This window comes from Desulfoscipio gibsoniae DSM 7213, assembly GCF_000233715.2.
Classification (GTDB): Bacteria; Bacillota; Desulfotomaculia; order Desulfotomaculales; family Desulfallaceae; genus Sporotomaculum; species Sporotomaculum gibsoniae.
The window spans coordinates 1,954,012-1,974,859 of record NC_021184.1; the positions used below are offsets into that span (position 1 = coordinate 1,954,012).

The following is a 20,848-nucleotide window of genomic DNA, read 5'->3' on the forward strand; positions in this document are numbered from 1 at the left end:
TTTAGGTCTTAAGCGGCTACAGACATATTGCTTTCTTATTTATTCCTTAGGGATATTATATCTTTTTGACTTTGGTATGCCTTTTGCATGGTTTATATAGTTAAAACGGGGACATCTTATATTGATGGTGGTATTTTGTGTACTTAAAGAATATTCTTAAAGGTATTGTCTCCATACCATAAAGGAGGAATAAGTGTGGAATTTAAACTTAGCGAAGAACAAGAAATGATTCGTAAAACAGTACGGGATTTTGCGGAAAAGGAGGTTGCCCCCAAAGCTGGCCCCATGGATGAAGCCGAGGAATATGACTGGAAACTGTGGGATGATATGGCCGGGATGGGTCTTAGTGGCATTCCTTTTCCTGAGGAGTACGGCGGTTCTGGTATGGACAATCTTTGTTATGCTATTGCTGTTGAAGAACTTTCTCGGGTATGCGCTTCCACCGGAGTTTTAGTTTCCGCCCATACTTCACTGGGTTCCTGGCCTATCTATGCCTTTGGTACCGAAGAGCAAAAACAAAAATTTTTGGTGCCCCTGGCCAGTGGTGAAAAAATTGGGGCTCTTGGTCTAACCGAGCCCTCAGCAGGATCAGATGCTGGTTCTGTAAAGACAACAGCTGTGGCCGATGGTGATGAGTATATACTAAATGGCAGCAAAATCTTTATTACCAATGGTGAAAAGGCGGATATTTATGTTGTTATAGCTTGCACCGATAAATCCAAAGGCAATAAAGGAACATCAGCTTTTATTGTGGAGAAAGGTACACCTGGCTTTACTTTTGGTAAAAAGGAACACAAAATGGGCATCAGGGCGTCTTCAACATATGAGCTCGTGTTTGAAAATTGCCGAATTCCTAAAGAAAACTTGCTTGGTGAGGCAGGCAAAGGATTTAAAGTAGCTTTAATGACCCTTGACGGCGGTCGGATTGGTATTGCTGCCCAGGCATTAGGTATTGCCCAGGGTGCATTTGATGAAGCTGTTAAGTATAGTAAAATCCGTGAGCAATTTAATACACCGATAAGTTCATTTCAAGGCCTGCAATGGATGATGGCTGATATGGCTACCCGTATAGATGCAGCCCGACTGCTTGTGTATCGCGCTGCTTATATGAAAGACAATGGGCTGCCGTATAGCAAGGAATCGGCCATGGCTAAATTATATGCTTCTGAGTGTGCAATGTGGGTTACAACCAAAGCCGTCCAAATTTTCGGTGGTTATGGTTATACTCGAGAGTACCCGGTGGAACGCATGATGCGAGATGCTAAAATAACGGAAATATACGAGGGCACCAGTGAGGTGCAGCGCATAGTCATTGCGGCTAATATTTTAAAATAAAATAGCGCTAATGCTATCCGTAAAAATTTTGCTATGTTATATATAAGGGCGCCAAGACGCCCATTTTTATTGAGTAAAGTTTTTTTGTGTGGTGAAACTGTATTTTACTTATTGCAACAAATGTGCTATGGATATAGGTTAGTGAAGTTTTTCAATGCAGTACTATTAGTATTTATAATAATAACTATTTTTAAAAATCATAACAAGGTTTCAAAGAAAAAAAGGAATTCTGACATTAATAACGAAATGATAATTATCGATGGCATGTATCCCACAGTTTACACCAATAACCTGTGCTTAACCGCTATGATTAGTGAAGTGTATCAAGTCTTCTCCCGTGAGCATTCCGAATAGTTACACTATTAGAATAGTTACACTATTAAAATGATGCTTTGGGATAGTGTGCGGTATCACTAATTAATTGTGGTATATCATGGGTTAAGCGACCAATTATTGCCATCATCCACCCAAATATTGGTCCGATCCACGTGAGGGACCCATACATTAAGTTTAATTTTAATCAGCAAAGGAGGAAGCGTATGAAAATCCTAGTTTGCCTGAAGCAAACCTTCGACACTGAGGCAAAAATCAATCTGGACAGTAACGGCAAAATAGAGCGTAAAGGGGTTAGTATGATAATGAACCCCTACGATGAGTTTGCTGTGGAAGAAGCCCTGCGCATTAAAGAAAAGGGCGAAGGTGAAGTCACCGTAATCAGTGTTGGTGGCCAACAAACCCAGGATGCGCTGAGACAGGCTCTGGCTATGGGCGCTGACAAGGCTGTGTTGGTTGATGCCGGCGACATGGAACTGGATGAGTTTTCTACTGCTACAATTTTGGCTAAAGTTATCAGCGGCATGGAATATGATATTATTCTCGGCGGCTTCAGGGCTATTGATGACGGTTCGGCGCAGGTGGCCGGTAGAGTGGCGGAAATTTTAAATATTCCGGTAGTTAATGTGGTTACCAAATTAGAAATTGACGGTGGCAAAGCGCTGGCTACCCGCGAAATTGAAGGTGGCAGTGAAGTGGTTGAGGTTTCCCTGCCGGCAGTTGTTACCGCTCAGAAAGGTTTAAATGAGCCCCGTTATCCATCCATGAAGGGTATTATGAAGGCTAAGAAAAAGCCCATGCAGAAAATGGCACTGGCAGATGCCGGTTTAGATGAAAGCCAGATTGCTCCTAAAACAAAGGCAATTTCCTTCTCGCTGCCGGAAGCGCGTCAGGCTGGTAAAATTATTCCGGGCGAAGCAGCTGAAGCCGCCTCTGAACTTGCCAAGCTGTTGCGCGAAGAAGCAAAAGTTATCTAGTTAATAGCATATTTTTTGAAGGAGGGAAATAGTTAATGGCTAAAGGAATTTGGGTTTTTGCCGAACAGCTTGGAGGACAGATAAAAAAAGTTTCTTTTGAACTTTTAAGTGAAGGTCGTAAAGCAGCTGATCAGCTTGGAGAAGAGTTGTGTGCGGTTTTAGTTGGTAAAGATGTGACTGGATTAGCTGAATCTCTCGGCGAGTACAGCGCTGATAAAGTATATGTTGTTGATAGCGATGCTTTGGAAAACTACACCACCGATGGTTACACCAATGTTGTGGCTGATTTAATTAAGCAATATGAACCAAGTGCTTTCTTGCTCGGCTGCACAGTAACTGGTCGTGACCTGGCTGCCCAGGTGGCCCAGCGCTTGCAAACCGGTTTGATGACCGACTGCACAGCCATGGAAATCGCTGATGGACAGCTGGTATTTACTCGCCCGTTATATGCCGGCAAAGTTTTTGTCAAGGCTGCCTGCCCTGAGGCACGTCCTGTTATGGCTACCATTCGTCCCAATACTTTTGCTGCTGTGGCCAATCCCAAGTCGGCCGAAGTGGTTAAGGTTGATGCCAATGCCGGTGATATCCGCCAGGTTATCAAGGATATCGTGCGCCAGGTTTCCGAGCGTCCGGAGCTTACTGAAGCCGATATTATTGTCAGCGGTGGCCGTGGTATGAAGGGTCCTGAAAACTTTGGTATTTTAGAAGAACTAGCTGATGTGCTTGGCGCTGCAGTGGGCGCTTCAAGGGCAGCAGTGGATGCCGGTTGGGTATCCCATAGTTTCCAGGTGGGTCAAACCGGTAAAACGGTTTCCCCTGTACTATACATTGCCTGTGGTATTTCCGGAGCTATTCAGCACCTTGCAGGTATGAGCTCTGCCAAATGCATCGTGGCCATTAACAAAGATGAAGAAGCCAACATTTTCAAAGTGGCCGACTATGGTATTGTTGGTGACCTGTTTGAAGTTGTGCCCATTTTAAAAGAAGAATTAAAGAAAGTACTTGCTTAATAATTAGTTTTACAGCAGAGCGGATAATATTGCTCTGCTGTAAATTATCTTGCTAATTATTGGGTTAATTGGGAAAAGAGGTTATATGTTGACCGATCGGGCGTTGACCCGGGAATGCCGTAATAATTGGTGAGGTGAAGGTCAACATGATAACTGTAAAAATTATTCTTTTTGTGCTTTTGGCAGTATTTAGCCTGTATTCCTTTGGTATGGGTATCAAGGAGCGCTATGAAGTGCTGGCCATGGCCAAGCCTGAAGACAGGTTTGACCAACCGGGGAAAAGATTATGGGGTGCCTTAAGTATAGTATTGGGGCAAAGAAGATTACTGCGGGAACCCGGAGCGGGTTTAATGCACCTGCTTATTTTTTGGGGTCTAGCGGTTTTTGCCCTTGGTATAGTTGGGTTTATACTGGAAGGATTGTTTCCCGGATTAGTATTGCCGATTCTGGGAAGTAATCCATATTTTTACTTGCTAATCGATGTTTTTGGCTTAATGGCTATTGTTGGGATGCTGGTATCCGCCTATCGCAGGTATATTGCCAAAGTGCCGCGCCTTGGAGTTGGGGACTGGTCAGAAGAAAGAACTATCGTTGCCTTAATTGCCGGTATCGTAATTATGGTTATCAGTTATTATATAGGCAGTGCTGCGCATGCCGTATCTGCCGGTGTAGATCGCTATGTGCTTGCTCCTATAACTGGTATATTAGCAGGTGGTATGTCACTATCGGCCAGCCAGGTCTTATATGAAGTCTTTTGGTGGTTAAATGTTTTAATGGCCTTAGGGTTACTTGTTTTTTTCCGCTACTCCCATCTGGTGCATCCACTGGCGGCACCTATAAATATTTACCTGCGTAATTTGCAGCCCCGGGGCGGATCCATTAAAAATCTCGATTTGGAAAACGAAGAAGAAGAGAATTTCGGGGTAAGTAAAATTACCGATTATACATGGAAGCAGTTGCTGGATTGTTTTGCTTGCGCCGAGTGTGGGCGCTGTCAAGATAATTGTCCTGCCTATATCAGTGGCAAACCATTATCACCAAAAAAATTAATAGCCGTTTTGAAAGAGAATTTACCCAATAAAACAAAGTCATTGGGTAATTTAAAAGAGGCTTATGCAGCCACTGCAATAGATAGTGAAAAGGCTGATTTGCCGGAACTGGCCGGTGAAATAATCAATGAAGATGTTATTTGGTCCTGCACAACGTGTTATGCCTGTCAGGAGCACTGTCCACAATTAAACGAGCACATTAATAAAATTATTGATTTAAGACGCAACCTGGTACTGGATCGCAGCGAGTTTCCCAGTGAGGCTCAATTGGCTTTTACAAATTTGGAACGCAATTTTAACCCATGGGGTGTGGGCTGGTCCAATAGGGGGGATTGGGCCGATGAGCTCGATGTGCCTACCATGGAAGATAATAAAGATGCTGAGTATTTACTCTTTGTGGGCTGCGCAGGTTCCTTTGATGACCGTACCAAAAATGTAACCATTGCTCTGGTGAAAATACTCCAAGCTGCGGGCATCAGTTTTGCTATATTAGGCAGTGAAGAGAAGTGCTGCGGTGATTCGGCCCGTAGATTGGGTAATGAATACTTATATCAATCTCTGGTGGAAGAAAATATTGAAGTGTTCAACGAATATGGAGTTAAAAAGGTTATTACTGCCTGTCCGCACTGTTTTAATACGCTGAAAAATGAATATCCCAACTTTGGTGGTAATTACGAGGTTATTCACCATACTCAATTGATCAATCGCCTGATTGAGGATAAAAAACTGAACTTACAAGGTGTCGGTGACTCATTAAAGCTTACTTATCATGATTCCTGCTATCTTGGCCGTTATAATGATGAATATGAAGCGCCCCGTCGCATTATCGGGCATTTGCCGGGTGCCTCCCTGGTTGAAATGGGTAGGAATAAAAATAGGGCATTTTGCTGTGGCGCGGGTGGCGGCAGAATGTGGTTGGAGGAAAACATTGGTAATAGGATCAACGTAATGAGAACAGAACAGGCCTTGCAAACCAAACCTGAAGTAATAGCAGTTAACTGCCCGTTCTGTCTGACGATGATTGAAGACGGACTTAAAGAACATGATCAATCGGAGTATGTGCAGGCTAAAGATATCGCAGAACTCGTGGCGCGGTATTTGCAATAATTTGTGGTAAATGTTTGGTTTTTAAGCCGGCGGGACATTTCCGTCGGCTTAAAGTGGACTAAGCAGAAGTTGGTATGAATGCTGAAAAAATGTGGCATTGAAGGAAAATGTTTTATCATATTTTAAAATTAAGAAGATTGGGAGGAGAGAGTATTTATGCGTGAAGCCGTTATTGTTAGCTCAGTTCGCACAGCGGTAGGTAAATACGGTGGTTCACTGACGGCCATACCTGCTGCGGATATGGGGGCCCTGGTTATAGCCGAAGCCCTGCGCAGAGCCGGTATTGAGCCCGGTCAGGTTGAAGAAGTAATTATGGGTAATGTATTGCAGGCCGGTTTAGGACAAAACCCTGCCCGCCAGGCATCCGTCAAGGCGGGTATACCCTATGAAGTGCCGGCATGGACACTGAATAAGGTATGTGGCTCGGGTTTAAAAACAGTTGGTCTGGCCGCCCAATTAATTGCTGCCGGTGAAGCAGATATAATCGTGGCCGGGGGTACTGAAAACATGTCCGCAGCTCCTTATCTAGTGGAAAAGGGACGCTGGGGTTACCGTATGGGCGATGCCAAACTTGTGGATGCCATGATTAGGGATGGGTTATGGTGTGCATTTAATGATGTACATATGGGCATAACCGCTGAGAATATTGCATCTAAATATGGCATTACCAGGGAAGACCAGGATGTTTTTTCGCTTGGCAGCCAGCAAAAAGCTATTGCGGCCATTGATGAAGGACGCTTTAAAGATGAAATTTTACCTGTACAAATGCCATCTAAAAAAGGAGAACCCGTATATTTTGATACCGATGAGTTTCCTCGCCGGGGAACTACATTAGAAGGACTGGCCAAGTTAAAGCCTGCCTTCAAAAAAGACGGCACTGTAACAGCGGGCAACGCTTCGGGCATTAATGATGCTGCGGCTGCGGTGGTGGTTATGTCTGCAGAAAAAGCTACTGAGCTGGGCTTGAAACCACTGTTTACCATTAGGTCGGCGGCATCTGCCGGGGTTGATCCCGCCTATATGGGTCTTGGTCCGATTCCTTCCAGTAGAAAAGCGCTGGCCAAAGCCGGTCTTACTATTGCGGATATGGATTTAATAGAGGCCAACGAAGCATTTGCTGCCCAGGCACTGGCAGTGGTACGGGAACTTGAAATGCCGGCTGATATAACCAATGTTAACGGTGGTGCCATAGCCATAGGGCACCCAATTGGCTGCAGTGGTACTAGAATACTGGTAAGTCTATTGTATGAAATGAAACGGCGGGGCAGTAAGTATGGCTTAGCCACATTATGTATTGGTGGTGGGCAAGGTACAGCAATGGTGGTGGAAAATATATAACGGGGTCATTGCTATGGATAATAAATGGCCCGGCTATAAATAATGAATATTATAAATTAGGTTGGAGGGGTTAATGTGGAAATTAAAAAAATAATGGTTATTGGTGCCGGACAAATGGGCTCGGGTATTGCCCAGGTATCCGCAATGGCCGGTTTGGATGTGGTTTTGAACGACATTAAAGACGAATTTGTCAATAGAGGTATGGGTATTATAGAAAAGAATTTAAGCCGTGATGTAAGTAAAGGCCGGTTGGATGAAGCAGGTAAAGAAGCAATAATGAAGCGCTTTAAACCGTCCACCAGTTTGCAGGATGCTGCTGATGTTGATATAGTGGTTGAAGCAGCTATTGAAAATATGGAAATTAAAGGCAAAATATTCCGGGATTTAGATGAAATTACGCCACAACACACAATTTTAGCCACTAATACATCCTCATTACCGATTACCGAAATAGGCGCTGTAACAAAGCGTCCGGAAAAGGTCATCGGCATGCACTTTATGAATCCCGTGCCGGTAATGAAGCTTATAGAAGTTATCAGGGGACTGGCTACCAGCGATGATACCTTTAATGCTGTGAAGGAACTCAGTGAGCGGATGAACAAAGTACCCGTAGAAGTGAATGATGCCCCCGGCTTTGTAGCAAACCGCGTGCTAATCCCTATGATAAACGAAGCTGTATACTGTGTATATGAAGGGATTGCCACTCCCGAAGCGGTGGACCAGGTAATGAAACTGGGTATGAACCATCCCATGGGACCGCTGGCCCTGGCTGATTTAATCGGTCTTGATACTTGCCTTTACATTATGGAAGTGTTGCATGACGGCCTTGGTGACAGTAAATACCGCCCCTGTCCACTGCTGCGCAAGTACGTAGCGGCCGGTTGGCTGGGCAGAAAATCTGGACGCGGTTTTTATGTATATGATAAATAATAGATACCGCCGGGAGGGTTTATAATGGATTGGAAAAATATATTGTTAGAAAAGGAAAACGGCATTGCCGTATTGACCATCAACAGGCCTAAGGTACTTAATGCCCTGAACGGGGAAACTTTGCAAGAAATTGGTGCAGCCATGGATCAGCTGGATGGCGATGATGACGTGCGGGTGGTAATTATTACTGGTGCAGGCGATAAAGCATTTGTGGCTGGTGCTGATATTGCCTTTATGCAAACATTAAAACCTCTCGAGGCTAGACAATTCTCCCGGCTGGGCCAAAAGGTTTTCAGCAAGATCGAAAACCTGTCTAAACCGGTGATTGCTGCCGTTAACGGTTTTGCTCTAGGCGGTGGTTGTGAGCTTTCCATGGCCTGCGACATTCGCATTGCTGCAGAAAATGCCAAACTTGGCCAACCTGAAGTTAGCCTGGGTATAATTGCTGGTTTTGGTGGAACACAACGTTTAACCAGATTAGTTAATCCGGGTATAGCTAAAGAAGTTTTATTTACCGCTGATATGTATGACGCTGAAGCTGCGCATCGCATGGGGTTGATTAACCATGTAGTGCCTACTGGAGAACTGATGAATTTTTGTAAAAATATGGCCAAGCGTATTGCTGCCCGCGGTCCCGTGGCCGTGCAGTTGACCAAGGAAGCGATAAATGAAGGGCTGGAGATGGACCTGGAAAAAGGGTTCACTCATGAAGCTGATTTATTTGGTGTGGTGTTTGCCACGGAGGATAGGGACGAAGGAATTTCCTCCTTCATTGGTAAGAAGAAGCCCGAATTTAAAGGTAAATAGACGTAAATAAACAATGCAAGGGACGGCATCATTCGTTGGCCGTCCTTTTTTATGACCCGAAGCAATTATAAATAGTTTGAAGTACATTTAACAGATTACTCTACTTGGAAAGTTGCAAGCAATAAGTAGCAAAGCGCTTTTTGTAAACGTCAAAGTTTGTGTTATAATAACCAAAAGTTATGCAGCCAAAAGATGGTGAAAATTTGAAGAAATATCACATTATAACGTTTGGATGTCAAATGAACGAGCACGATTCTGAGTTAATTGCCGGCATGCTGGAGAATAAAGGTTTTTTACCCGCAGAGAACCAACATGATGCCGATATAATTGTATTGAACACCTGTTGTGTGCGGGAAACAGCTGAGAATAAAGTGTTCGGCCTTTTGGGCAGGCTCGGCCAGCTAAAAAAGCAAAAGCCCCAGCTGATAATTGCAATGGGTGGGTGCATGAGCCAGCAAGAGCATATTGGCAAAAGGGTGAAGCAGCGTTTTAAGTATGTTGATATTGTGTTCGGTACTCACAATATCCACGCTCTGCCGGAACTAATAGACCGAGTGGAGAGCCAAAAAAAGCAGGTCATTGATATATGGCCCGACAGGAAAGATATTTGCGAAGGTTTGTCGGTTAAACGCTTTCATGGTATTCGGGCCTGGGTTAATATTATGTATGGGTGCAATAATTATTGCACTTATTGCATAGTGCCTTACGTGAGGGGCAGGGAGAAAAGCAGACAGCCTGAGGCTATTATTAATGAAGTTGAGGAACTGGTGCGCCAGGGTTATCAAGAAGTAACCCTGCTGGGGCAAAATGTTAATTCATATGGTAAAGATTTAACGCTTAATATTGATTTTGCCGATTTACTGGTTAAAATAAGCGAAATAAAAGATCTAAATAGAATTCGATATATGACTTCTCATCCCAAGGACTTTTGTGATAAACTAATTATGACTATCTCAAGTTTACCTAAAGTATGCGAACACATCCATTTGCCTGTGCAGGCGGGAAGTAATCATATACTAAAAAAAATGAACCGGGGATATACACGGGAGTACTACTTGGAGTTGGTGGAAAAAATCAAAAAGGCAATGCCCGGTGTATCTTTAACCACCGATATAATGGTGGGTTTTCCCGGTGAATCGGATGCGGATTTTACGGATACAGTTGAATTAATAAAGTATGTTGAGTTTGACAGTGCCTTTACCTTTATTTTTAACAAAAGGCAGGGCACCCCTGCGGCGAGTATGACGGATCAAGTTCCGGATGAGGTAAAAGTGGCCCGTATTGAGGAACTCATTGCTTTACAAAATGAAATAAGTCTACGTAAAAATAAGCTGGAAGTTGGTAGAACGCTTCCCTGCCTGGTGGAGGGACCGAGCAAAACAAATGCAGATTTAATGAGCGCGCGGACAAGAACCAATAAAATTGTTGTTTTCCGGGGTAAACAAGATATGGTGGGTATGCTGATGCCTTTAAGAATTACTGGATATGGTCTTACTCATCTTGAGGGAGAGGTTATCCCGGCGGAATAAATATATGGGGGTTATAAGATGTCAATATTGGAAAAAGCCTATGAGCTGGGGCAGGAGATAGCGGCTTCCGAGGAACTAAACAATATGAAAAACGCGGAGCAATCAATGATGGCGGATCCAGAGGCCCAGAGCATTATTCAGGAGTTTAATACTAAACAAAAACAATACCTGGATATGCAAAAGCAAGGTCAGCAATTAACAGATGCTCAAAAAAGTGAAGTGGCTGATTTGGAAAAGCGCATGCTGGACAATTCATTGATATATAGTTTTTTCCAGGCTCAGCAAAATTTTGAAAAAGTTTTAGAGGAAATTAATAATATTATTTCCAGTGCTATAACGGGTCAACAAGCCTCATGCAGCGATGAGTGTTGTTCTTCTTGCAGTGGCTGTGGTCACTAAGCGGAAAAAACCCCGGCCTACTTGTGCCGGGTTTTTTTTTGAGGCGAATTGGACCCAAAACCGGTGCTGTATTACAGATAGTGATCGAATGATTAATTTTCTTTATGTTATAATATTCCCAGGAGGGACATTGTGTGGCTTATACTCCAATGATGCAGCAATACTTACAAATTAAGCAAAATTATCAAAATTATATCCTTATGTTTCGTATGGGTGATTTTTATGAAATGTTTTTTGATGATGCACTCGTTGCTTCCAAAGATTTAGAAATCGCATTAACTGCCCGTGACGGGGGTGGTGGCGAAAAGGTACCCATGTGTGGTGTGCCTCATCATGCTGCCCAGTCCTATATAGCCCGGCTTATTGAAAAAGGCCACCGGGTGGTTATATGCGAACAAGTTGAGGATCCCAGGCAGGCCAAGGGGCTGGTAAAAAGAGAGGTGACTAGAATTGTCACCCCTGGTACTGTAATGGAAGGGCAGTGCCTGGATGATAAAAAAAATAATTACCTGGTAGCGGTGCTGGCGGAAGACAATGGTTGTGGGCTGGCCTTTTGTGATATTTCAACAGGTTTGTTCTGGGTTACGCAATTTACCGGCATCAACGCTTATCATGAAATGACCGATGAACTGCATCGACTGCAGCCCGCCGAGTTGTTGTTGCCGCGCAGCTATAAATGTGATTTGCCCAAAAGGCTGGCTGGAATTGCGAATGTGCTGATAACCCCGATTGATGACGATTTATTTACATCGGAAGCGGCCAGAAATGCAATGGAACGTCAGTTTGGTGATAATTGGCTGGAAACAGGTATAGATCATCTGATTTTTGGATTGCGTGCTGCTGGAGTTATATTGTTATACCTGCTGGACACTCAGAAAAGAAGTCTGCATCAAATTAACAGGCCCCGGATATACAATACTAATCAATATATGAAAATAGACGCGGTGTCAAGGCGTAATTTGGAACTGACAGGTTCAATAAAAGATGGAATGCGCTGGGGTACACTTATCTGGGTACTTGATTATTCAAGCACGGCTATGGGAGGCCGGTTGTTGAAACAGTGGATTGAACAACCACTGTTGGATACGGTAATAATAAACAAACGTTTGGATGCAGTGGAGGAATTATTAAATAATTTAATTTTGCGTAAACAGATCAAGGAGGCTCTAAAACAAGTTTATGATTTAGAACGGTTGGCGGGACGGGTTGCATACGGCAGTGCCAACGCCAGGGATTTACTGGCATTAAGGAAATCCTTTGATCTTTTACCCGCAATTAAGGGATTGATTAGCGATGTGCATGCTAAATTACTAGTTGATATAATAGGCTTACTAGATGATATGTCTGATATAAATGAGTTGTTGCATGAAGCGCTGGTTGATGATCCCCCGATGCAAATCAGAGAAGGTGGTATTTTTAAAACTGGCTATCATCCCGAGGTAGATCGCCTGCGTACGGCTAGTCGTAACGGCAAAGACTGGCTTGCCCGGTTGGAGTCCGAAGAACGGCAAAGGACGGGTATTAAATCCCTAAAGGTAGGTTACAATAAAATATTTGGCTATTACTTAGAGGTTACTAAAGCCAACTTATCTCAAGTGCCTGATCATTATATACGTAAACAAACTCTTGTTAATGCAGAGCGGTTTATTACCAACCAGTTAAAAGAGTATGAAGACATGATTATGGGCGCGGAAGACCGGCTGATGCAACTGGAATTCCAATTGTTTGGTGAAATTAGGCAAAAAGTGGCCGATGAATTGCTCCGCATGCAGAATGCTGCCAGAAAACTGGCTATTTTAGATGTTCTGGTTTCCCTGGCTGAGGCGGCAGAACGGTCAAATTTAGTAAGGCCTGTTGTTAATACTGATAAAAAAATAGTTATTCGGGATGGCAGGCATCCAGTGGTGGAGCGAGTATTGAATGCGGGCAATTTTGTGCCTAACGATACATATATGGATGAAAACAGCACATTTATATTACTCACAGGGCCCAATATGGCCGGAAAAAGTACATATATGCGCCAGGTAGCATTGATTATATTAATGGCGCAATTGGGGAGCTTTGTGCCTGCAACCGAAGCTGAAATAGGTTTGGTAGACTATATATTTACTCGCATCGGTGCGGCGGACGATTTGGCCGGTGGCCGCAGTACGTTTATGGTTGAAATGAGCGAGTGTCGAGATATTGTTAATAATGCCACCCCAAATAGTTTAATAATTATGGATGAAGTCGGCAGGGGCACAAGCACATACGACGGTATAAGTATTGCCAGGGCTCTGGTAGAATACATCCACGATATAATTGGGGCAAGAACGCTTTTTTCTACCCATTACCACGAATTAACTGATTTGGACAGTTTGCCCGGGGTGGTTAATTGTACTGTCAGTGTCCATGAAGAAAACGATGAGATAATTTTTTTAAGAAAGGTGTTACCCGGTAAGGTAGACAAAAGTTATGGTATCCAGGTGGCTCGGCTAGCCGGCCTGCCTGAGAAGGTTTTAAAGCGAGCCCAGGATGTCCTGCGCAGGATGGAAATTCGCAGTGGCGGTGCAGGTGGTGCTGTGACACATCACATTGAAAAAAACGATATGGTTACGACCGGTTGTAAAGAACAATGTGCCCACTGTCGGGAAAAACTATTGCTCGGGGAACTGGCAAAAATAAATGTGATGCAAATAACCCCACTGGAAGCGATAAACTTATTACATGAATGGACGGAAAAAATTAAAAATGAAGTGGATACAGGGGGTAATTTATTGAAGGAGATTAATGTAAGTTCAGAGAATTGATAATTTTAAAGGTTTGATACGGGTCGGGGGTGTATAGATATGTATATTGGTATTGATGTAGGGGGCACTAGTACCAACGCGGTACTTTTGGATGATGGTTTGGTTAAAGCTTCTGCCACAGTGCCCAGTAGGGATGATATCATTACCTCTTTAATGGAAGCGCTTGATAGAATTATGAAAGGTGTGCCTGCAGAATTAATCGAACGGGTTGTTTTTAGCACTACTTTAATTACGAATTTAATTGCGGAGAAAAAATATGACCCTGTGGGCATTATTCTGATACCCGGACCCGGTTTAAGCCATGTGCATTATCAGTATAACACCGATACCTTATTTATTTCTGGTGCCATGGATTACAGGGGGCGGGAAATTATGCCCCTGCGTGATCAGGAAATAGCAAATGCAATTAGTTGTTTAAGCACTAAGGGATATAAAAAGGTAGCCGTGGTGGGCAAATTTTCCTCGCGAAACAATAAACATGAAAAAGAGGTTGCCTCGAGGATAAAATCTTTACACCCGGACTGGCACGTGGAAATGGGACACCAGGTGGCCGGTCAGCTGAACTTTCCGCGGCGTGTAGTTTCCACCATGCTGGCCTGTGCCACCAGGGACAAATATTCCTTTTTTGTGGAGTCGGTTCAGGCTGCTCTTAACAGGCGGGGTGTTGAGGGTTTAGTATATATACTCAAAGCGGACGGCGGCACAATGCCGTTAAGCAAGGTAACCGGTGTACCTATAGAAACAATTTTCAGCGGGCCGGCGGCCAGCACCCTGGGTGTTCAGGCACTAATACCACCCGGGGAAACAGCGGTGGTGGTGGATATAGGTGGTACCACTACTGATCTGGCCTTGATTTTAAGCGGTCAGCCTCTACTTTCCTCTAGAGGCGCTCCGGTTTACGATCAGCTTACCCAGGTTCGGGCCCTGGCAGTTAAATCCGTGGCTGTTGGTGGGGACAGTATAGTAGAGCGGGTGGGCAAAGAGATTTTGGTATATTCTGAAAGACTGGGGGCGCCTTTCTGCTTGGGCGGGCCAATGCCCACACCAACAGATGCATTAAGGGTGCTGGGACTTACTAGATTGGGCAATGCCAAGAAAGCCTTGGAGGCTATGGATATGCTGGGCCAGCCGCTGGGTATGAGCCATAGTGAAGTGGCACAAAGAATAATTAATATGGTTATAGACCTGGTTGTGCAGGAGATAGAGGCCATTTTCAAACAGTGGGAGCAGGAACCGGCGTACCGCGTCTGGGAGGTATTACAAAAGCGTAAGGAGCGTCCCAATATGGTTGTAGGGGTGGGCGGTGCCGCGTCTGGTTTTATCACCCAGATAGCAGCTAAAATAGGCGCAAACCCGGTGATCCCACCTTATGCTCAGGTGGCGAATGCCATAGGGGCTGCGGTGGCGGTGCCTACTTTACAGGTCAACCTGCGGGCGGATACCGAACAGGGCTATTATACAATTGAGCAAGAGGGTTATCAGGGGAAAATAGAAAAAGACCCCTTTACTGAAGAGGATGCCCTGCTTTTAGCCGGTGAATGGCTTAAAAAAAGGGCGGAAAAGTATGGATTAAACCAAGCGGTGGAAAAAAAGGAATTTACCCGACGGGATGTGTTTACAATGGTACGCAACTGGATTACCACCGGAAGAATATATGATATAAGCGTACAGACACCCAGGGGTATTATTGGCCATATTGGAGCAAGGGGTGGGTTTAGTGATTAATAAGAAAACCGGCTTAATCTTTTTCCCGGCGTTTGACTGGGCTATATCTCCTACTCACCCCGAAAGGGAGGAAAGATTGCTTTATACCCGTGATCAAATTTTTGAAGAGGGTGTAATGGATTTGCCCCAGATTCATGAATATGCTCCCCGTTTGGCCTCTTTGCATGATGTATCAAGGACGCATTTTTGCGTGCCCCGGGTGCAAAGCCAGGTGACAGAGGCCCATTTAATTGCCGCTGGGTCTACACTGCAGCTGGGCGACAGTGTTGTTAGTGGGGAAATAAAGAACGGATTTGCCATGGTTCGTCCGCCGGGTCACCATGCTATGCGTGTTGTTCATGGCAATCGCGGGTTCTGCAGTATTAACAACGAAGCTATTCTTGTGGAGTACCTGCGCCGTCGTCATGGTATTAGGAAAATTGCTATTGTAGACTCTGATGCCCATCATGGTGATGGTACCCAGGATCTCTTTTACCATGACCCCGATGTATTGTTTATTTCATTTCACCAGGACGGGCGCACCATTTTCCCTGGTACTGGTTTTACCAATGAATTAGGTGGTCCCGGAGCCTATGCAAGAACATTAAATGTACCTTTGCCCCCGGGTACCGCAGACGAGACTTTTATGTACGTGGTGGATAACTTGGTATTACCTGTGGTTAAGGACTTTCAACCGGAAATTATTATCAATTCAGCGGGGCAGGATAATCACTATACCGACCCGCTGGGCAGTATGAGGTTTACTGCCAGGGCCTATGCTGATTTTACAAAAAAGTTAAAGCCCCACCTGGCTGTGTTGGAGGGTGGATATGCTATTGAAACCGCTCTGCCCTATATTAACCTGGCTATTATCCTAGCTCTAGCTGATGTAGATTATTCTTATGTAATGGAACCTGATTACTGGCCGGGGAGATTTAAGGAAAGCCCGGAAAAAACAGCACAGGTGCATCGTATGGTTGAACAATTGCTGGAATCCTGGGCCAATAGAGATAAAGTTGATATACCAAAGATATTTGGTGTGGGTAAATATTACCAGCGCAAGAAGTTTATTTACTACGATACTGACTATATTGAAGAAGAACAGATTGAGAAAGTGCGCATGTGTGCCGATTGTCCCGGTTATATAATTATTGAATCCCGTGCTGAAAGGGGATACCGGGCGCCGGTCAGGATTTATGCTGTTTCCATACCTTTTCAGGCCTGTCATTCATGTCAGAGCGAAGCTTATGATGTCTACGAACAGGCTAAAAAACAAGGGGAATGCGATTATATTTATATGCAAGATAAATCCACAGATACCTGCATTACTTATGAGAAGGATAAGGGGCAGGAGTGGGTATCGGAAGGGTAATGAAAAATGCCTAGAATTTTTTTATTGAATGAATCTACCGCCTGCCGCATTGCGGCAGGCGAAGTGATTGAACGACCTGTTTCTATTGTTAAAGAGTTGGTGGAAAATTCACTGGATGCCGGGGCCGATCGGATTAATATAGCTATTACCGCTGGGGGCATCGAAGCTATTGAGGTGGTTGATAATGGATGCGGAATAAGCCAGGAGGACACCCCCCTGGCTTTTCAGCGTCACGCCACAAGTAAAATTAAAAGCGCTGCGGACTTGGATGATATTAAAACTTTGGGCTTCAGGGGGGAAGCGCTGCCCAGTATTGCCGCTGTGGCTCGTCTATCTATAAAAACAAGGGTGCCGGAAAAAAACGAAGGCTATCAAATGGTCATAAAGGGCGGCCAAGTACAGCAAAAGGGACCGACCGGCTGTCCGGTTGGTACAATGATTAGTGTGCAGGATATTTTTTTTAACACGCCCGCACGCCGTAAACATTTGAAGTCTAAATCCACAGAAGGTGGGCTTATTACCGATTTGGTTTATAAATTGGCACTCACAAGACCTCAGGCCAAATTTGCTTTTAAACATAACGGAAGGGAGATTTTCCGTTCCCCGGGTTCCGGTAAAATGATGGATGTGCTGGCATCGGTTTATGATGTGCGTACTGCGAACATGATGCTGGCGGTTAATGGCCATGAAGACGGTGTTAAACTGGAAGGTTTTATAAGTAAACCCGAAATAAGTCGCAGTACACGTCAGCAAATAACAGTAGCGGTGAATGGTCGTATAGTGCGTAACGCAGCCGTCAATATGGCCCTTGAGGAAGCATACCGGGGTAAGTTGACTGTCGGTCGCTACCCAGTGGCGGTTTTGTTAATTTGGCTTCCGCCGGACAAAATAGATGTTAACGTACACCCGGCTAAAATGGAAATAAAAATGGAAAATGAAGAGCAAATAAAGTCACTGGTTACCACTGTGACTGGTAGAGCTTTAAGGAAAACTGATCTAATCCCACGTCAGACAAAATTGCCTCCCAGCAGCGAGCCATATAAACTGCATTTTCCTTCACCCGGGGCTCAATATACATTGCCCCAAAGGAGCATCACCAGTGTGCATATAGATAAGGGTGAAGCAAATGATGTCGGGGTGGTGCAAAATGTTACGGCGAAAGTTTCAACCGTGCCTGATTTACATAATACCACTGTCCGGCAGCAATCTACAGGCCCTGCATTAAGTGCTGATAGTAAAAAAAAATCAGCCAACTCCCAGGAATCAGTAACAAGTGTTATTATCTCATCTGCACAGTTGGCTGAAGTGGATGGGGATTACAAAAAATATCCAGAATTTCCGGATTTGCAAGTTATTGGGCAGCTAATGAATGCTTACATTTTGGCGCAGACAAGGGATGGATTATTTATTGTCGATCAACATGCCGCCCATGAGCGAATTATGTATGAAAAATATTTCTGTAATTTGATTACCACCGCACCGGAAGTGCAATACTTGCTGACACCAGAGAATATCAATTTGAGATTCCATGAAAAAGAGCTACTCAAGGAATATCGGGATAATTTGCAGGCCGTCGGATTTGTTTTTGAAGACTTTGGGCAGGATAGTTTTTTGCTGCGTGGTATACCGGCGGATTTCTCCCCAGGCCAGGGTGAAGTATTAATAGCCGATGTGGTAGAGGCTATTATGGAGCGCGGAAGGGCCAGTGACGCTGAAAATAAGCACGCATTAGCAGCTCTTTTGGCGTGTAAAGCGGCTATTAAGGCAGGAGAAAGGCTTTCTATGGAAGCCATGCAAATTCTAATTGCGCGATTGGCTGTAGCCGATGAACCATATACCTGCCCCCATGGCCGTCCTACTGTAGTTTCCTTCACCCGCCGGGAGTTGGATGTTATGTTTAAACGAACTTAACCGGAGGGACTTTACTTGATCAAAGAAAGTAAATGGCCAGGCATTATCACAACATCCCTCGAAGCTCGCAAGGAGCATTGGGATTTGGCTGAAAAAATAAGCATTGACACAGGTCTTCCGGTGGTGGCAAGAGGCAAGAAAACCATTAAAGAGCTGTCTGAAGAATGGCAAGCTGAGCATATTATAGTGGTCAAAGCCCAAAAGGTTATTTGTATTACCGGTGCAACAGAGCTTTTTTTTCACCCCAGCATGGCTGTTTTGCGTATTAAAGAGATCAGATCTGGTAAAAATGATACGATGATTAATGCTATGAATTTAAAACCCGGTGAAAAGTTGTTGGACTGCACTCTGGGTTTGGGGGTTGACGCTATAGTAGCCAGTTATGTGCTGGGCAAAGACGGTCTTGTGGTGGGGTGGGAATCATCTCCTATAGTGGCGTCTATAGTGCGGATTGGTTTGAATAGTGGCTATAAACAAACAAAAAAGGTTGTGCAGGAGGCCATGAAACGTATTGTTGTAGAGCATGCCGACCATCGTGAAGCGCTAAATACTCTGCCGGCCAACTGCTTTGACGTGGTTTATTTTGATCCCATGTTTCGCCGGCCACATCATAAATCAAGCGCTGTTAATGCGCTCAGACCATTGGCAGACAACCGTTTTCTTACGACTGAGGTGATTGCTTCAGCAATACGAGTGGCCAGGCGGCGGGTGGTAGTGAAAGATAATAAAATGGGAAGTGAATTAGTTAGATTGGGTTTTAACCGTTTCGAGGGAGGAAAGCATTCCAGAGTAGTATATGGTGTCATGATAAAAGAAGAATGATTGGAGATGGTTATGGGAAATAATAGAAAGATACCGCTTCTGGTTGTTGCTGGACCTACGGCCACCGGCAAGACCGCAGTTGCCGTGGAGGTGGCCCTTGGACTTAATGGAGAAGTAGTGTCTGCTGATTCCATGCAAATATATCGCTTCATGGATATTGGTACGGCCAAACCCACGGCACAGGAAATGAAAGGCGTTCCCCACCATTTAATTGACATTGTTTATCCTGATGCAGACTTTACTGTGGCAGTTTTTCAAAGGTTGGCCAGGGAAGCCATAGAAAATATTTATCGTTGTGGCAGAGTACCGTTATTGGTGGGGGGTACCGGATTTTATATTGACGCGGTAATTTACGACTATGATTTCAGTGGCACAGGGGCAGATGAGGAATTTAGAAAATCTTTGCAGGAAAAGGCTGAACAAAAAGGAAAAAAAGCTGTGCACGAAATGCTTGAAGAAGTTGATCCGGTTATAGCATCTCGTATTCATGTTAATGATTTAAAAAGAACTATCCGGGCGCTGGAGATACACAGGCAAACCGGAGATGCGGGCGCGCTGTTTAGAAACAACAATAAACTGGCTTACCCGGAGTATAATATATTATTCATAGTACTTTACTACCAGCGGAAAAAACTTTACAGTCGCATCGAAAAACGGGTAGATAAGATGATTGATCGCGGGTTGGTGACAGAAGTGCAGGGTTTATTGGATGCCGGTTATCATCGTAATTTGGTATCTATGCAGGGATTGGGATATAAAGAAATTGTGGGCTATCTACATCACGAGTATTCTTTGGACGAAGCCGTTAATTTATTGAAAAGAAATACCAGAAGATTTGCCAAGCGACAGTTGACTTGGTTTAGACGATATAGTAGTATCAAATGGATAGATATGGAGAAGTATGATACAATAAATAATGTTGCGGAAGAGATTAAATATCATATGGCTGAACTTACCCGGTGTCGATAAAAAGAAAAGTATAAAATACCAACGGAGGGAATTATATGACAAAGCCTCAGATAAATTTACAGGATGCTTTTTTAAACCAGGTTAGAAAGGATAATATACCTGTAACAATCTTTTTGGTTAATGGATTTCAATTAAAAGGTATGGTTAAGGGTTTTGATAATTTTACAGTAATTATGGAAAGTGACGGCAAACAAATGATGGTATATAAACACGCTATTTCTACAGTTAGTCCTATGAAACCGGTAAATACTTCTTTTTCGGAAGTTAAGCCTGGCTAAATAAAAGGTGTAGGTCATGTCTTTTAGTATATTCCACTTAGAAAACATTCCAAATTCAATCATTCCGCCTGGCTTTTCATTGAAAAGCAGGCGGTTTCTATTTTATAGCGCAACTTTGGTATTGATTGGGATGACTATAATAGTCCATAATTACACATATACATAATCATTTAATCAAGCGTGGTTATG

General features: G+C 44.0%; 16 protein-coding genes. All 16 read left to right on the forward strand.

What is annotated here, in order from left to right; translation table 11 throughout:
* The first annotated feature begins 195 nt into the window (after window positions 1–195).
* The 16 genes from DESGI_RS09130 to hfq all read left to right on the forward strand — a co-directional run bounded on the left by DESGI_RS09130 (window position 196) and on the right by hfq (window position 20,659).
* Window positions 196–1,335, forward strand: a complete 1,140-nt coding sequence (locus tag DESGI_RS09130) for an acyl-CoA dehydrogenase (protein WP_006522546.1) — start codon at window positions 196–198, stop codon at window positions 1,333–1,335.
* A 539-nt stretch (window positions 1,336–1,874) separates the two neighbouring features.
* Window positions 1,875–2,645: an electron transfer flavoprotein subunit beta/FixA family protein gene (locus DESGI_RS09135; protein ID WP_006522548.1), complete on the forward strand. Its 771-nt coding sequence runs from the start codon at window positions 1,875–1,877 to the stop codon at window positions 2,643–2,645.
* Between the two features lie 35 nt (window positions 2,646–2,680).
* A complete protein-coding gene (locus DESGI_RS09140; RefSeq protein ID WP_006522549.1) occupies window positions 2,681–3,655 on the forward strand; it encodes an electron transfer flavoprotein subunit alpha/FixB family protein in 975 nt (324 codons plus the stop codon).
* Window positions 3,656–3,801: 146 nt separating this feature from the next.
* Complete coding sequence (locus DESGI_RS09145; RefSeq protein ID WP_006522550.1) at window positions 3,802–5,811, forward strand: heterodisulfide reductase-related iron-sulfur binding cluster; 2,010 nt, start codon at window positions 3,802–3,804, stop codon at window positions 5,809–5,811.
* A gap of 156 nt (window positions 5,812–5,967) precedes the next feature.
* A complete protein-coding gene (locus DESGI_RS09150) occupies window positions 5,968–7,149 on the forward strand; it encodes an acetyl-CoA C-acetyltransferase (protein WP_006522551.1) in 1,182 nt (393 codons plus the stop codon).
* A gap of 81 nt (window positions 7,150–7,230) precedes the next feature.
* Complete coding sequence (locus DESGI_RS09155) at window positions 7,231–8,079, forward strand: 3-hydroxybutyryl-CoA dehydrogenase (protein ID WP_207638388.1); 849 nt, start codon at window positions 7,231–7,233, stop codon at window positions 8,077–8,079.
* Window positions 8,080–8,103: 24 nt separating this feature from the next.
* On the forward strand, window positions 8,104–8,886 hold the full coding sequence (locus tag DESGI_RS09160; protein ID WP_006522553.1) for an enoyl-CoA hydratase-related protein: 783 nt from the start codon (window positions 8,104–8,106) through the stop codon (window positions 8,884–8,886).
* A gap of 179 nt (window positions 8,887–9,065) precedes the next feature.
* Entirely contained in the window at window positions 9,066–10,415 is a 1,350-nt protein-coding gene (miaB, locus tag DESGI_RS09165) for a tRNA (N6-isopentenyl adenosine(37)-C2)-methylthiotransferase MiaB (protein ID WP_015617957.1), read from the forward strand.
* An 18-nt stretch (window positions 10,416–10,433) separates the two neighbouring features.
* On the forward strand, window positions 10,434–10,814 hold the full coding sequence (locus DESGI_RS09170; RefSeq protein ID WP_006522555.1) for a YlbF/YmcA family competence regulator: 381 nt from the start codon (window positions 10,434–10,436) through the stop codon (window positions 10,812–10,814).
* Between the two features lie 134 nt (window positions 10,815–10,948).
* Window positions 10,949–13,603 carry a DNA mismatch repair protein MutS gene (gene mutS / locus DESGI_RS09175; protein ID WP_006522556.1) on the forward strand — a complete coding sequence of 885 codons (2,655 nt, stop codon included), beginning with the start codon at window positions 10,949–10,951 and terminating at the stop codon, window positions 13,601–13,603.
* Window positions 13,604–13,642: 39 nt separating this feature from the next.
* Window positions 13,643–15,328 (forward strand): hydantoinase/oxoprolinase family protein, encoded by a 1,686-nt coding sequence (locus DESGI_RS09180; protein WP_006522557.1) that lies wholly within the window; start codon window positions 13,643–13,645, stop codon window positions 15,326–15,328.
* Window positions 15,324–16,679, forward strand: coding sequence for a histone deacetylase family protein (locus DESGI_RS09185; protein WP_041285345.1), 1,356 nt, complete (start codon window positions 15,324–15,326; stop codon window positions 16,677–16,679). The genes DESGI_RS09180 and DESGI_RS09185 overlap by 5 nt, the downstream gene beginning before the upstream one ends.
* Window positions 16,680–16,685: 6 nt before the next feature.
* A complete protein-coding gene (mutL, locus tag DESGI_RS09190) occupies window positions 16,686–18,590 on the forward strand; it encodes a DNA mismatch repair endonuclease MutL (RefSeq protein WP_006522559.1) in 1,905 nt (634 codons plus the stop codon).
* Window positions 18,591–18,605: 15 nt separating this feature from the next.
* On the forward strand, window positions 18,606–19,412 hold the full coding sequence (locus DESGI_RS09195; RefSeq protein WP_006522560.1) for a class I SAM-dependent methyltransferase: 807 nt from the start codon (window positions 18,606–18,608) through the stop codon (window positions 19,410–19,412).
* A 12-nt stretch (window positions 19,413–19,424) separates the two neighbouring features.
* Entirely contained in the window at window positions 19,425–20,381 is a 957-nt protein-coding gene (gene miaA / locus DESGI_RS09200) for a tRNA (adenosine(37)-N6)-dimethylallyltransferase MiaA (RefSeq protein ID WP_006522561.1), read from the forward strand.
* A 35-nt stretch (window positions 20,382–20,416) separates the two neighbouring features.
* The gene (hfq, locus tag DESGI_RS09205) at window positions 20,417–20,659 is read left to right on the forward strand and encodes an RNA chaperone Hfq (protein WP_006522562.1); all 243 of its coding nucleotides are present in this window, start codon (window positions 20,417–20,419) and stop codon (window positions 20,657–20,659) included.
* Window positions 20,660–20,848: the final 189 nt, after the last annotated feature.